We start from the raw sequence: 13,930 nt of genomic DNA on the forward strand, positions 1-13,930 counted from the left end.
AAGGGGCCGTCCAGCGGCCCCTCCACGTGGAGCCCTAGGCTCACTTGCTGACGCTGACCACGCGCCCCACGTTCTGCGCTACCTTGCCACGGGTCGCCAGGCAGTAGTACAGCGGCACCGTCACGAGCAAACCGAACAGCCACGACAGGTCGGCCCCTTCGACGATGTTCGAGTAGGGGCCGACATACAGTGCAGTGTTGGCGAATGGCAACTGCACCAGAATGCCGCAGGCGTAGGCAATGATCGCGTGGTGGTTGAAGCGGCCATAGATGCCACCGTCGGCGCTGAAGATCGAGGCGATGTCGTACTGGCCTTTCTTGATCAGGTAGAAGTCGACCAGGTTGATCGATGCCCAGGGCACCAGCACCAGCAGAAGCGCCAGGATCAGACCGATGAACTGGCCGATGAAGTCGGCCGATGCATTGAGCGCGACCAGTGCGCAGGCCACCAGGATGACGCTGGCCAGGGCCACACGCACCTTGATGCTCGGCGTCCACTGGGCGAAGAACGTCTGAATTGCCGTCACGATCGAAAGCACGGCGCCGTACAGGTTCAGGGCGTTATGGCTGATGATGTTGAGCAGAAACAGCACCATCAGGATCGGCCCGAGCCAGCCGGTCGCCTGCTTGACGGCATCCATTGCATCGGTGCCTTCGGGCACGCATAGCACGGCGACTGCACCGAAGCTGAAGCACAGGATGGTGCCCAGGGTGGCGCCGAAGTAGGTCGCCCAGAATGGACGCGCGATGCCCACTTCACGCGGCAGATAGCGCGAATAGTCGGAGGTGTACGGCGAGAAGCTGATCTGCCAGATCGTGCCCAGTGACACGGTGGCGATGAACCCGGACAGGTTGAAGGCGCCACGGCTGAAGAAGTCGCCCGGCAGTACCTGCGTGAACATCATGATGAAACCAGCCAGCAACGCCGAGCCCATGACCCAGGTGCCGATACGGTTCAGGATGTGGATGAAGCGATAGCCAACGATGCCAATGGCGGTGGCACTCAAGGCGCCGATCACGATCGCGCCGGGCATAGGGACCATGGGTGCGATGCCGTGGATCGTCTTGCCTGCCAGTACGATGTTGGAGATGAAGAAGCCCACGTAGATCAGCGCGGTGAAGAAAACGATCAGCAGCGCGCCGTAGCGTCCGAACTGCCCCCGGCTCTGCACCATCTGCGGGATGCCCAACTGCGGCCCTTGTGCAGAGGCCAGGGCAATCACCACGCCTCCGAGCAAGTGCCCCAGGACGATAGCGATCAGTCCCCATAGCAGGTTCAGGTTGAACACCTGGATCACCATGGCGCCGGTGACGATGGGCAGTGGTGCAATGTTGGTGCTGAACCAGAGGGTAAACAGGTCGCGCGCCTTCCCATGGCGCTCGGCAGGTGGAACGTAATCGACCGTGTGATTCTCGACAAACTGATGTTGCGACGACGGTTGGGACATGATTTTTAGCTCGAAAGGTCGTTTTTATCGTTGTAAGGAAACCGCATCTAGGCGGCCTCTCAGCTGAAGACCATATTATGGTATTCCAAGGTTTTGACAATACTGATCCGTATTTCAAATTGTCAGCTGATACGATTTAGCGAGTACCGCAATTCGTTCGTTTACGCGTGTACCCCTTTAACTGCGCGGCTTTGAACCATTCATCGCAGTGTTAGCCAAGCCGAAAAATGTGCTTGCAAAAAAGGTATTACGGTATACCATCAGACACATCAACGATAAAAACCGCGGCCCACCGCAGCTTTAAGAGGTACATCAGATGATCGACGCAACCGTCTACAAGAACGTCATGGGTTCCTTCCCTTCTGGCGTTACCGTCATCACCACCCTGGACGACGACGGCTCGGTTGTTGGCTTGACCGCCAGCGCCTTCTCATCCCTGTCGATGGACCCTCCCCTGGTGCTGTTCTGCCCCAATTACACGTCCGACTCCTACCCGGTGCTGATCAAGCACAAGCGCTTTGCCATTCATTTGTTGTCCGGTAACCAGCAGGCCGAAGCCTATGCTTTCGCCAAGAAGGGCAAGGACAAGGCGGCCGGTATCGAGTGGTCGTTGAGCGCGCTGGGCAACCCCATCCTCGCCGGCGCTACCGCCGTGATCGAATGCGAGCTTTGGCGCGAGTACGAAGGGGGTGACCACGCGATCATGGTCGGCAAGGTCCACAACCTGATCGTGCCGGAGCAAGCGCCGCTGCCGATGGTGTACTGCCGCGGAAAAATGGCCAGCTTGCCCGCGCTCGCCTGATCTCTGCACCGCTGAACGCACTTGGCGGGAAGCAATGTTCTGCTCGCCGCGATACCCGGCTTTACGCCGGGTGACACAACCAGTCCGAGGAATGCCCCATGAAATTTTCGTTGTTCGTGCACATGGAACGTTGGGATGAACAGGTCAGCCACCGCCAGTTGTTCGAAGACCTCACCGAACTGACCTTGATGGCCGAAGACGGCGGTTTCAGCACCGTGTGGATCGGCGAACACCACGCCATGGAATACACCATTTCGCCAAGCCCCATGCCATTGCTGGCTTATCTGGCGGCGCGTACCGAGAAGATCCGCCTGGGCGCCGGCACCATCATCGCCCCGTTCTGGAACCCGATCCGCGTCGCCGGCGAATGCGCTTTGCTCGATGTGATCAGCAACGGGCGCATGGAAGTGGGCCTGGCCCGGGGTGCCTATCAATTCGAATTCGATCGCATGGCCAATGGCATGCCAGCCACCGATGGCGGCAAGGCACTGCGCGAGATGGTCCCGGTGGTACGCAAACTGTGGGAGGGTGACTACGCCCATGAAGGCGAGGTGTACAAGTTCCCGACCTCCACCAGCGTACCCAAGCCGTTCAATGCTACGCCGCCCATGTGGATCGCGGCCCGCGACCCTGACTCGCATAACTTCGCCGTGGCCAATGGCTGCAACGTGATGGTCACGCCGCTGATGAAGGGCGACGAGGAAGTGCTGGACCTTCGCAACAAGTTCCAGGCCGCCCTGGACAATAACCCCGACGTGCCTCGCCCACAATTGATGGTGCTGCGCCACACCCACGTGCACAGCCCGGCAGAGCCGGACGGCTGGAAGGTAGGGGCCAGCGCGATCTCTCGTTTCTACCGCACCTTCGACGCCTGGTTCGGCAACAAGACCACGCCGGTCAATGGGTTCCTGGAGCCCAGCCCGGAAGCGAAGTTCGCCGAAGTCCCTGCCTTCGAACTTGAGAACATCCGCAAGAACACCATGATCGGCACCCCGGAAGAAATCATCGCGCGCATCAAGTACTACCAGGAGCTGGGCGTCGACGAATTCAGCTTCTGGTGTGACAACAGCCTGCCCCACGCTGAGAAGAAAAAATCGCTGGAGCTGTTCATCAAGGAAGTGATCCCGGCGTTCACCTGAATCCCATTACCTGATTTCTTGCGGGACATGCCCGCTCGCGTGGGCCAATTGGCACCGCGCGAGCGGGTTTTTTTCAGCCCAACGTTAAGTGCTGCGCCGCTTGCTTGATACAGATGCGATGCAGACCTGCACATCAGCTCACCTTTCGTCCCGGCTGGGTGAGAAAACACCACGCAGTGCTTGCAGAACAAATATTATGGTATACCATCAGACAACAAGATCTGATCACACCGTACAGGAGCCCCCCATGAGTTTTGAAATTCGCAAGATCGTCACCTACTCCGAAGAGACGCGTATCGAAGGTGGCAAGGCCACTGACAAGCCGGTCACCATGGTGGGCCTGGCGGTGGTCATCAAAAACCCTTGGGCTGGCCGTGGCTTCGTCGACGACCTTAAGCCCGAAATCCGCGCGCATTGCTCGGAACTGGGCGCGCTGATGGTCGAGCGTCTGACCGCCGCCATCGGTGGTGCCGACAAGATCGAGGCCTACGGCAAGGCTGCAGTGGTGGGCGCCGACGGTGAAATCGAACACGCTTCGGCCGTCATCCATACCCTGCGCTTCGGCAATCACTATCGCGAAGCCGTGCAGGCCAAAAGCTACCTGAGCTTCACCAACAAGCGTGGTGGCCCTGGCACGTCGATCCAGATTCCGATGATGCAAAAAGACGACGAAGGCCTGCGCTCGCACTACATCACCCTGGAAATGCAGATCGAGGACGCACCTCGCGCCGATGAAATCGTGGTAGTTCTTGGCGCTGCCGATGGCGGCCGCCTGCACCCGCGCATTGGCAACCGCTACATCGACCTGGAAGAACTGGCGGCCGAAAAGGCCAACGCTCAATAACAACAATCAAGCCGGGCCTGGGCGTGGCGATTCTTCCACCACGCCCGACCTCAAAGGAGCGCCCTCCATGATTCAGCCCGTCGCTGAACATACCCCCGCCGGCACCAGTTACCTGTCCGTCGGTCAGGGTCAACCCGTGGTACTCATTCACGGCGTGGGCCTGAACAAGGAAATGTGGGGCGGTCAGATCGTTGGCCTGGCCAACGACTACCGCGTCATCGCCTATGACATGCTCGGCCACGGCCAGAGCGCCTTGCCCCCGGCCGACGTCGGCCTCGAAGGTTATGCCGCCCAGTTGGCCGAAGTGCTCGATCACCTGCAACTGAGCCAAGCCATCGTCATCGGTTTCTCCATGGGCGGCCTGGTCGCACGTGCCTTCGCCCTGCACTACCCCCAGCGCATCGCTGCCCTGGTGGTGCTCAACAGCGTCTTCAACCGCAGCCCCGAACAGAGCGCCGGGGTCATCGCCCGTGCCGCTCAGGCAGCAGAGCTGGGCCCGGACGCCAATGTCGAGGCGGCACTGGACCGCTGGTTCAGCCGCGAGTACAAGGCGGCCAACCCGGCCCAGGTCGCTGCCATCCGTCAGGTGCTGGCCAGCAACGACCCACAGGGTTATCACACCACCTATTCGCTGTTTGCCACCCAGGACATGTACCGCGCAGGTGATCTGGGCAGCATTCAGGTGCCGACGCTGATCGCCACAGGTGAGCTCGATACCGGCTCTACGCCGGCCATGGCCCGCCAGCTTGCCGCCCGTATCCCGGGTGCGCACAGTGTGGTGCTGACCGAGCAGCGGCATATGATGCCGGTGGAGGCGCCGCGCGAAGTGAACAAGATGCTGCTGGACTTTCTCGCCAAAGCCCGCAGCCTGACCGAATCAGCCAAGGGGATTGTGGCATGACCCTCGTTCGTTTTCAGATGTGCATCGACGGCCAGTGGTGCGATGCACAAAGCGCCAAGACTTTCGACAGCCTGAACCCGGCCACCGCACAGCCCTGGGCACAGCTGCCGGACGCAGGCGAAGCCGATGTGGAGCTGGCGGTACAAGCCGCCCAGCGGGCATTTGAAAGCCAGGCCTGGCGGGCCATCACTGCCACGGCCCGTGGCAAGCTACTGCGCCGTCTCGGTGACCTGATCGCCGAGAACAAGGAACACCTGGCCCAGCTGGAAAGCCGTGACAACGGTAAGCTGATCCGCGAGACCCGTGGGCAGGTAGGTTACTTGCCAGAGTTCTTCCATTACACCGCAGGCCTGGCCGACAAGCTCGAAGGCGGCACGCTGCCGTTGGACAAGCCGGACCTGTTCGCCTACACCGTGCACGAGCCTATCGGTGTGGTTGCCGGGATCATCCCGTGGAACAGCCCGCTGTACCTGACGGCGATCAAACTGGCGCCAGCACTGGCCGCGGGCAATACCATCGTACTCAAGCCCTCCGAGCATGCCTCGGCGACGATTCTGGAGCTGGCGCGCCTGGCGTTGGAAGCCGGGTTTCCGGCTGGCGTTGTCAACGTGGTCACCGGCTACGGCCCGAGCACCGGCGCGGCGCTTACCCGTCACCCGCTGGTGCGCAAGATCGCCTTCACAGGCGGTGCGGCAACCGCTCGCCACGTGGTGCGCAGCAGCGCCGAGAACTTCGCCAAGCTGTCGCTGGAGCTGGGCGGCAAGTCGCCGAACATCATTTTTGCAGACGCCGACTTGGACAGCGCCATCAATGGTGCCGTGGCGGGGATCTATGCCGCGTCTGGACAGAGCTGCGTGGCCGGCTCGCGCCTGCTGGTGCAGGACGAAATCTTCGATGAATTCGTCAAGCGTCTGATCGAGCGTGCCCAGCGCATTCGCATTGGCAACCCCCAGGACGATGCCAGCGAGATGGGCCCTATGGCCACCGCTCAGCAATTGGCCGTGGTCGAGCAGCTGGTCGCCGCGGCCAAGGCCGAAGGCGCCAAGCTGCACCTGGGCGGTAAACGGGCCGAGGTCGATGGCGATGGCTGGTTCTACGAGCCGACGCTGTTCGAATGCGACAGCAATTCGATGAGCATCATGCAGGAAGAGGTGTTTGGCCCGGTGGCGGCTGTCATCCGTTTCAAGACCGAGCAAGAGGCGCTGGCGATTGCCAACGATTCACAGTTCGGCCTGGCCGCTGGTATCTGGACCCGCGACCTGGGACGTGCCCACCGCCTGGCGCGCGACGTGCGCTCGGGGATCATCTGGGTCAATACCTACCGCGCCGTGTCTGCCATGGCGCCCATCGGTGGGTTCAAGAACAGCGGCTACGGACGCGAAAGTGGCATCGACTCCGTGCTGGCCTACACCGAGCTGAAAACCGTGTGGATCAACCTGTCCACCGCCCCCATGCCCGACCCCTTCGTGATGCGCTAGGAGGTAATACCGATGATCGAACCCGGCATCTACAAAGACGTGATGGGCTCCTTCCCCTCCGGAGTGACGGTCGTCACCACCCTGGACGCCGAGGGTGGCATTGTCGGCATCACCGCCAGTGCCTTCAGCGCACTGTCGATCGACCCGGCGCTGGTGCTGTTCTGCCCTAACTACGCCTCCGACACCTACCCGATCCTGCGCGACAGCAAGCAGTTCGCCATTCACCTGCTGTCGGCAGGCCAGACGGCTGAAGCTTATGCCTTCGCCGGTAAAGGCAAGGACAAGGCCAAGGGCGTACAGTGGCACCTGAGCGCCTTGGGCAACCCGCTGCTGGACAATGCCACGGCGATCATTGAGTGCGAGCTGTGGCGAGAGTACGACGGCGGCGACCATGCCATCATTGTCGGTGCCGTGAAAAACCTGGTACTGCCCGCCGAGCCGATGACGCCCATGGTGTACCACAAAGGCAAGCTGGGCGCCCTGCCCCCATTGGGCTAAGGCCCGCCTCTTCCAGGGGCCGCGCTGGCGTCTCACCCTCGTTTGCGCCCCCTGTTCTATTTCGGAGTAGCGTGCATGAACAATGAAAAGTACGAAAAAGGCCTGCAGATACGCACCCAGGTCCTAGGCGAAGACTATGTGAACCGGTCAATCCAGAATGCCGACGCATTCACCCAGCCGTTGCAGGAACTGGTGACCGAGTACTGCTGGGGCCATGTCTGGGGCCGCGAAGGCTTGTCGCTCAAGGAGCGCAGCATGATAAACTTGGCCATGATTTCGGCACTCAACCGGCCACACGAGCTCAAGCTGCACATCCGCGGCGCCTTGCGCAACGGCCTGAGCCGCGAGCAAATACGCGAGATTCTGCTCCAGGTCGGCATTTATTGCGGCGTCCCGGCGGCGGTGGACAGTTTCCGCCTGGCCCGGGAAGCGTTCGCCGAGGCCGACGCGGAGTCCACCCGTTAACACCGGGCTGTTCGTACCCACGCAAGGAGCACCCAGGGCCGTGGTGCCCCGTTTCGGTCGTGGCCGGGCAGCCTTATTCAGAGCGCACTCGATGAAACGCCAGCCACTGGACGACAGCTTCAAGGTCAATCGCAACCCCGTTACCCTGCGCGAAATCGTGCTCGACAAACTGCGCGGCGCGATCATGAACTTCCACCTGCTCCCAGGCGATCGCCTGGTCGAGCGCGACCTGTGCGACCGCCTCGGCGTCAGCCGCACGTCCGTGCGTGAAGCCCTGCGCCACCTGGAATCCGAGGGCCTGGTGGAGTTCGCCGATGCCAAGGGCCCGCGTGTTGCGATCATCACCCTTGAAGATGCGCGCGACATCTATGAGTTGCGGTGCGTACTCGAGGGCCTGATCGTGCAGCTGTTCACGCTCAATGCCAAGGCCAAGGACATCCGCGCGCTGGAACGAGCCCTGGCCGTCAACCGTGAGGCGTTGGAGGAAGGTGAGCTGCAGCAGGTGCTCGAGTCGGTGCAAGGATTCTATGACGTGCTGCTGGAAGGTTCAGGCAACCAGGTTGCGGCGCAGCAGCTTCGTCAGTTGCAGGCGCGCATCAGCTACCTGCGTGCCACATCGGTATCCCAGGCCAACCGCCGCGGAGCCAGCAACCTGGAAATGGAAAAGATGGTCGAGGCCATCAAGAGCGGCGACCCGCTGGTAGCCCACCAGGCCTCGGTGGATCACGTGCGTGCCGCGGCCAAGGTTGCCCTGGATTACCTGCGCCAGAAACAAGACGACAATGCCAAGGTTCGCGATATCGTCGCCCCCCTGGCCCTCAAGGAACCTCGCATAGGCCGCTGATCATGCCCAGTGCTCCCCGCTACTGCCCTCATTGCACCACGACGCTGGCCCAGGGCACGCCTGCGGGAGACACCCATGAGCGGCTGCACTGCGCCAGCTGCGGCTACATCCATTACATCAACCCCAAGATCATTGCCGGTTGTATCATCGAGCGCGACGGTAAATACCTGCTGTGCCAGCGCGCCATCCCCCCTCGCCCCGGCACCTGGACGCTGCCGGCAGGCTTCATGGAAGCGGGCGAAACCACCGAGCAGGCGGCGCTGCGCGAGGTGTGGGAAGAAAGCGGCGTACGGGCAGAAATCGTCTGCCCCTACTCCATTTTCAGCGTGCCGAAGATCAGCGAGGTCTACATCATCTTCCGCGCCTTCGTCACCGAGGAAACGGGCCAGTTTGGCCCGGAAACCCTGGCCTATCGGTTTTTCGAGCCAGAGCAGATCCCGTGGGATGACATCTACTACCCCGCTATCCGGCAGATTCTCGAGCGATACATTCTCGAGCGTCAAGCCGGTGTCTACGGGATCTACACGGGCAACGATGACGTCGGCAAGGTGCATTTCATTCGCTGACTGGCCAAGCGCCATAAAACGCTCGCCAATCTTGCCTCAAGGGTGCACCCTAGAGCCCCCTGTTTCAATGATCGGCAGAGCAGATGGCGAAGTGGCTAGCAGGCGGCGGCGCGATGGCCGACCGTATTCTTGGGCATGACTGGGCGTGCACCTCGTTAGGTCCGCTGGAAAACTGGCCCGATACCCTCAAGACCACCTTGGCGCTGTGCCTGGGCTCGCACTTTCCACAGGCTGTGCTGTGGGGGCCCGATCTGCTGACCTTTCACAACGATGCCTTTCTTCCGATTCTAGGGCGCAAGCCGGTGGCGCTGGGAGTGCCGTTTGCAGAGGTCTGGCAGGAGGCATGGGACGATATTCGCTGCATGGCCGACAGGGCCTTCAAGGGCGAAGCGGTCTACATCCAAGACTTCCCCCTGGTCATCGACCGTAATAGCGGACCGGAGCGTGCCTACTTCACGTTCTGCTACAGCCCTATCCGTGACTTGCAGGGCAATGTGCTTGGAATGCTCGATACCGTTACCGAAACCACGGCGACCGTGCTCGCCAACCAACGGTTGGCGTTTCTGGACGAGCTCGGTCGGGCAGTGGCCCAAGCGGTTGATCCTCAGGAGATCATGGCGACGACCACACGCCTGCTCGCCAATCACCTGGGGCTATCAGGTTGTACTTACGCGGTCATGCAATCCGACGATGATACCTTTACGGTCTGTGGCGAAGCGCTGACCGACGCAAGCCCCTCATTGATCGGAGAGCATCGCCTGCGAGATTTCGGCAAGCAGGCGAATGAACGACTGCGCAGCGGTCTGGCATTGACGCTCGATGATTGCAGGCAGGAACTTCCCGATTCTGAGGCGGCTGTGTTTGCAGCCCTCGGGATCGCCGCCACGTGCTGTGTGCCGCTGATAAAAGGCGGGCGGCTTACCGCCTTGATGGCGCTCAACAGCACGTCGGCGCACGCGTGGACCGAATATGAGCGGGCGTTGCTCGGTGATGTGACCGAACGCAGTTGGGCACATATCCAGCATGCCCAATCCACGGGCGAAACGCAGGCCGCCCTGCTGGCGCTCGAGGCGCTCAATACGAGCCTGGAGCAACACGTACGGACCCGCACTACGCAACTGCTGCACACCGAAGCGGAGCTGCGCCAGGCCCAGAAGCTTGAGGCCATCGGCCAGCTTACAGGTGGTGTGGCGCACGATTTCAACAACATATTGACCATCATTCATGCCTCGCTGCACTTCTTGCAGCGTCCAGGCTTGGACGACGACCGACGCATGCGCTATCTACGCACCATGGTCGAGACGGTCGAGCGCGGCTCCAAACTGACCGGCCAGCTGCTGGCATTTGCACGGCGCCAGGCCTTGAACCCGCAGGTGTTCGACGCAGCGGCGCGGCTGGCAGCCATGGCCGACCTGTTCGACACCGCAGCAGGCGCCAGCATTGACGTCGAGCTGGACTTGCCCGCTTCGCCGTGCCATGTGCGCGCCGACGTTAGCCAATTGGAAACGGCGGTCATCAACCTGATGCTCAACGCCCGCGATGCCATGGCTGCGGTGGGCGTCGTGCGCATACGTCTCGAAGCCCACCAGCACTTACCGGTATGCCGCGATGAGGTCCCCGATCCGTGCGCGTATGCTGCCATTTCTGTAACCGACACGGGCGTTGGCATCAGTACGGAGCTCTTCGAGCGTATATTCGACCCCTTTTTCACCACCAAGCCTGCCGGGCAAGGCACTGGTCTGGGCTTGTCCCAGGTATTCGGTTTCGCTAAACAGTCCGGCGGGGATATCAAGGTCAGCAGTGTTCAGGGCCAGGGGACTACCTTCACCCTCTACCTGCCGCAACAGTCGCCCGCCGCCTTGCTGGAGCAAGAGCAGATGTGCAGCCTGCAAAAAGGCTGATGCTGGCGTGTCAGCGTCGACTGAGGGAAGCCCCCGCCAGCAGGCGCGCCACACTCTGAGCGAGTTCGGCGCGTCGATAAGGCTTGCGCAGTACTTCGAAACCGCTTAGCTGGCGCGGCGTCAGGTTCGCATAGCCCGTAATGATCAGCACCGGCAGCTCGCTGTGATGCTGGCGCATTTGCTGGGCAAAGCGTACGCCAGTCATCTCGGGCATGACATGGTCGGTCACCAATACATCAGGCAGCCACCCCTTTTCCACCAGGCGCAGGGCGGCCACTGCACTTGGCGCCTCGGTCACCTCGTAGCCCAGGTCGCGCAATTGCAAGGCCGTTGCGTGACGCACGATTTCTTCGTCGTCCACCAGCAGTATCCGGCTCGGACGCTCGGCCACAGGCCCGTCGCAGGGCTCGATGTCACGGTGGGTGGGCAATGCGTCGCTGGCCGGCAACCACAGCGTCGCCTGAGTCCCTTGGCCTGGTATGGAATGAATCTCGAACCCACCGCCGGATTGAACCGCCAATCCTTGGACCATTGGTAAGCCCAAGCCAGTCCCCTTGCCCACCTCCTTGGTAGAAAAGAAAGGTTCGATGCACCGCCTGAGTTGTTCATCGTCCATGCCGCAGCCGTTGTCCCTGACCTGAATCCATACCAAACGTTTGCCCGCAAGGCCCTCGGGCGGCGCCAGGCAGTGGGTGTCATCACCGGCGATGATTTGCAGCTGGCCGGCGCCGCCGATGGCGTCGCGGGCATTGACCGCCAGATTCAACAGGGCCAACTCCAGTTGGTGCGGGTCGACCACGACGCAGGGTAATGACGGATCGATATTCACGTGCACGGCAATGGTGGGCCCGAGCGAGCGCGCCATCAACTCGTGCATGTCCTCGACCAGGGCTGCCAAGGACACAGGTTGCGGTTTGAGTGTCTGGCGGCGTGCGAAGCTGAGCAGGCGAGCGACCAGGTTGCGCGCACGTTCAGCTGCCTGCAGGCCACCGTCGATCAGCCGGGGCGCGCGATCGGCCTGCGGATGGCGGCGCAACAGCTCGAACGACCCAATGATCGGCGTGAGCATGTTGTTGAGGTCGTGGGCAATACCACCGGTCAATTGCCCGATCATTTCCATCTTGTGGGCTTCGTGCAGTTGCATCATCACCGACTCGCGCTGGGCCAGCGCCGTGGCAACTCGCTCCTCAAGGCTCTGGTTGAGCAGATGCAACGCCTGTTCGGCGCGGGCGTGCAGGATTGCAGCCCACACTTGCTTGGCGGTCTCTTCCACAAGCTGGCAGTCCTCCTCGAAGCACCCTCGCGCATCACTGAAATGAACGGCCAACACGGCCTCGAGTCGCCCCCCGCGCAGCACAGGGGCATGCAAGGTGGTGCTTATGCCCGCCTGACAAGGCCCGGGCTGTTCGTAGCTATGTTGAACGGTTCTGCCGTCGCTCAATTGCTCATACAAGTCGGTACCGAACGTCAGGTACGAATGCGTGCCCACCAACGACGTCACGCCCTCGGTCCAATCGTGACTGACCTTGAAGCCGACACCGTCGCCTTTGTCTTCACCGAAGCAGACCCTGGCCGCCCCCAACTCCTGCGCTAGGCGTTGAACCGCATAGGACTCGATGCGCGCAGCATCACCCAGCCCAGGCAATGTGCGGCTCAATTCCAGAAGAAACGCCTGGCGCTGGTGGAAGCGCACGCGGTCAGTGGTCTCTGTGACCAGGCACAAGACACCGCCAACGCTTGCATCAGCCTCGCGCACGGCAGAATACGACACATCGAAATACACCGTCTCACCGTGCCCACGGCGCTCGATGTAAAAAGCGCGGTCCTTGGCCGAAAACGTCTGCCCGGTGTCACGCACACCGCGCAGCAACGGTTCGAGGTCATCCCACAGCTCGGCCCAATTCTCACGCGCCGGGCGCCCGAGGGCTTGCGGGTGCTTGTTGCCGATGGTGGGCGCATAGGCATCGTTGTACAGCGCGACATAGTCCGGGCCCCAGAACAGCACGACCTGGGTCTGCGCTGGCAGGAGCGTGGCCATCGCGGCCTGAAGGTGCGGGGACCAGCCATGTGGCGTCCCAAGTGGAGAATCCTGCCAGTTCATCGTTTGAAGCAGACGGCCGATCTCACCGCCATTGAGCAGGAAGCTCAGCGGTGTGGAGGTGTCATCGATCAGAGAGGTTTGGAGCGATCTCATGTCAGGGGAATCCGCGGCACAGGCCATCCATCTCTGGATAAGAGGCATTGACTCGCGGTTCGTTCCACTGAGATTGATCAGTCGTTCAATGTCGGCACTGGCCCTACCTCGCGCGGCCAGTCTGCCGGGTCGATGCTCAACTGCCCTCCGGCAGCAAGCTACGGTCGAACATGAACGGCCCCTGCCCTTGCGCGGTGTACTGGTACAGTTGCTGCGGGCGCCCCATGGGTGGTTGATTCTTTTCGCCTGTGTCCTTGACCCAGCCCAGCACGCGCAAGCGCTCCAGGCGCTTGCGCAGCGATGTCGCGTTCACAGGCTGGCCCAGGCAGGCTTGCATGGCCCCCAGCGCATCGAGGACGGTGAACCGGGTGTCGAGCAGGTACAACGGCAAACTGCTGTAGACGGACTTGGCCGCGAGCCGCTCATGGGCTCGGCGCGCCAGCAGGTTGTGATCGAATGGCAGCAGCACCCTGCGTTCCACCACGTCGGCGAGGTCGAAAAAGGCCAGCTGCTCATTCTCGACTTCCTGGCAGGCGGGCAACAGCGCCAGGTAACAGGTGCTCAACGACCAGCCCCGTGGATCGCGAAAGGCATTGCCTTCGGTAACCACTTGCTCCAGATAGTGCGGCTGGACGCGCGCTTTCTCGCTCAAGGCGCGGTGGGCAGCGCTCTCAAGGCTGGTATCAGGGGTGCGCCCATTGATGATCACACCGGGCAGTGCCCATTGACCATGGTGCGGTTCTCGCTCACGGCGATGCAGAAGCACCTGCAGGTGCTCACTGCCAGGCGGCAGGCGCAGCGCGACGATGTCGACGCTTGCCAGGACTTCAGCTGTACTCACTCGTAACTCC

The 13,930-nt window shown here is 61.7% G+C and carries 13 protein-coding genes; 10 read left to right on the top strand and 3 right to left on the bottom strand.

All coding sequences use genetic code 11. The features are described 5' to 3' along the window. Positions 1–40: 40 nt before the first annotated feature. Positions 41–1,447, bottom strand: coding sequence for a cytosine permease (locus MOP87_RS11270; protein WP_049695865.1), 1,407 nt, complete (start codon positions 1,445–1,447; stop codon positions 41–43). A 316-nt stretch (positions 1,448–1,763) separates the two neighbouring features. Here MOP87_RS11270 and MOP87_RS11275 point away from each other — a divergent pair, with 316 nt between their 5' ends. From MOP87_RS11275 to MOP87_RS11320, 10 genes are all read left to right on the top strand, one after another. Further along, complete coding sequence (locus MOP87_RS11275; protein ID WP_088523440.1) at positions 1,764–2,249, top strand: flavin reductase family protein; 486 nt, start codon at positions 1,764–1,766, stop codon at positions 2,247–2,249. Positions 2,250–2,347: 98 nt separating this feature from the next. Next, a complete protein-coding gene (locus MOP87_RS11280; protein WP_027914828.1) occupies positions 2,348–3,388 on the top strand; it encodes an LLM class flavin-dependent oxidoreductase in 1,041 nt (346 codons plus the stop codon). Between the two features lie 247 nt (positions 3,389–3,635). Next, a complete protein-coding gene (locus MOP87_RS11285; RefSeq protein ID WP_023535107.1) occupies positions 3,636–4,232 on the top strand; it encodes an amino acid synthesis family protein in 597 nt (198 codons plus the stop codon). Between the two features lie 67 nt (positions 4,233–4,299). Next, positions 4,300–5,133 (top strand): alpha/beta fold hydrolase, encoded by an 834-nt coding sequence (locus tag MOP87_RS11290; protein ID WP_027914827.1) that lies wholly within the window; start codon positions 4,300–4,302, stop codon positions 5,131–5,133. Further along, positions 5,130–6,611 (top strand): aldehyde dehydrogenase, encoded by a 1,482-nt coding sequence (locus MOP87_RS11295; protein WP_181074735.1) that lies wholly within the window; start codon positions 5,130–5,132, stop codon positions 6,609–6,611. Before MOP87_RS11290 ends, MOP87_RS11295 begins: the two co-directional genes overlap by 4 nt. Positions 6,612–6,623: 12 nt before the next feature. Then, positions 6,624–7,109 (top strand): flavin reductase family protein, encoded by a 486-nt coding sequence (locus MOP87_RS11300; RefSeq protein ID WP_027914825.1) that lies wholly within the window; start codon positions 6,624–6,626, stop codon positions 7,107–7,109. A 75-nt stretch (positions 7,110–7,184) separates the two neighbouring features. Continuing rightward, a complete protein-coding gene (locus MOP87_RS11305; RefSeq protein WP_028686372.1) occupies positions 7,185–7,574 on the top strand; it encodes a carboxymuconolactone decarboxylase family protein in 390 nt (129 codons plus the stop codon). A gap of 91 nt (positions 7,575–7,665) precedes the next feature. Continuing rightward, complete coding sequence (locus MOP87_RS11310; protein WP_023535134.1) at positions 7,666–8,418, top strand: GntR family transcriptional regulator; 753 nt, start codon at positions 7,666–7,668, stop codon at positions 8,416–8,418. A 2-nt stretch (positions 8,419–8,420) separates the two neighbouring features. Next, positions 8,421–8,984: an NUDIX hydrolase gene (locus MOP87_RS11315; RefSeq protein WP_028686373.1), complete on the top strand. Its 564-nt coding sequence runs from the start codon at positions 8,421–8,423 to the stop codon at positions 8,982–8,984. An 83-nt stretch (positions 8,985–9,067) separates the two neighbouring features. Then, positions 9,068–10,885, top strand: coding sequence for an ATP-binding protein (locus MOP87_RS11320; RefSeq protein ID WP_347402990.1), 1,818 nt, complete (start codon positions 9,068–9,070; stop codon positions 10,883–10,885). 10 nt (positions 10,886–10,895) lie between these two features. Here MOP87_RS11320 and MOP87_RS11325 read toward each other — a convergent pair whose 3' ends face one another. Both MOP87_RS11325 and MOP87_RS11330 read right to left on the bottom strand, forming a co-directional pair. Next, positions 10,896–13,079: a response regulator gene (locus MOP87_RS11325; RefSeq protein WP_145280061.1), complete on the bottom strand. Its 2,184-nt coding sequence runs from the start codon at positions 13,077–13,079 to the stop codon at positions 10,896–10,898. 136 nt (positions 13,080–13,215) lie between these two features. Continuing rightward, positions 13,216–13,920: an NUDIX domain-containing protein gene (locus tag MOP87_RS11330; protein WP_027914821.1), complete on the bottom strand. Its 705-nt coding sequence runs from the start codon at positions 13,918–13,920 to the stop codon at positions 13,216–13,218. Positions 13,921–13,930 lie beyond the last annotated feature (10 nt).

The organism is Pseudomonas sp. I3-I5, from assembly GCF_022699445.1.
Lineage (GTDB): Bacteria > Pseudomonadota > Gammaproteobacteria > Pseudomonadales > Pseudomonadaceae > Aquipseudomonas > Aquipseudomonas fulva.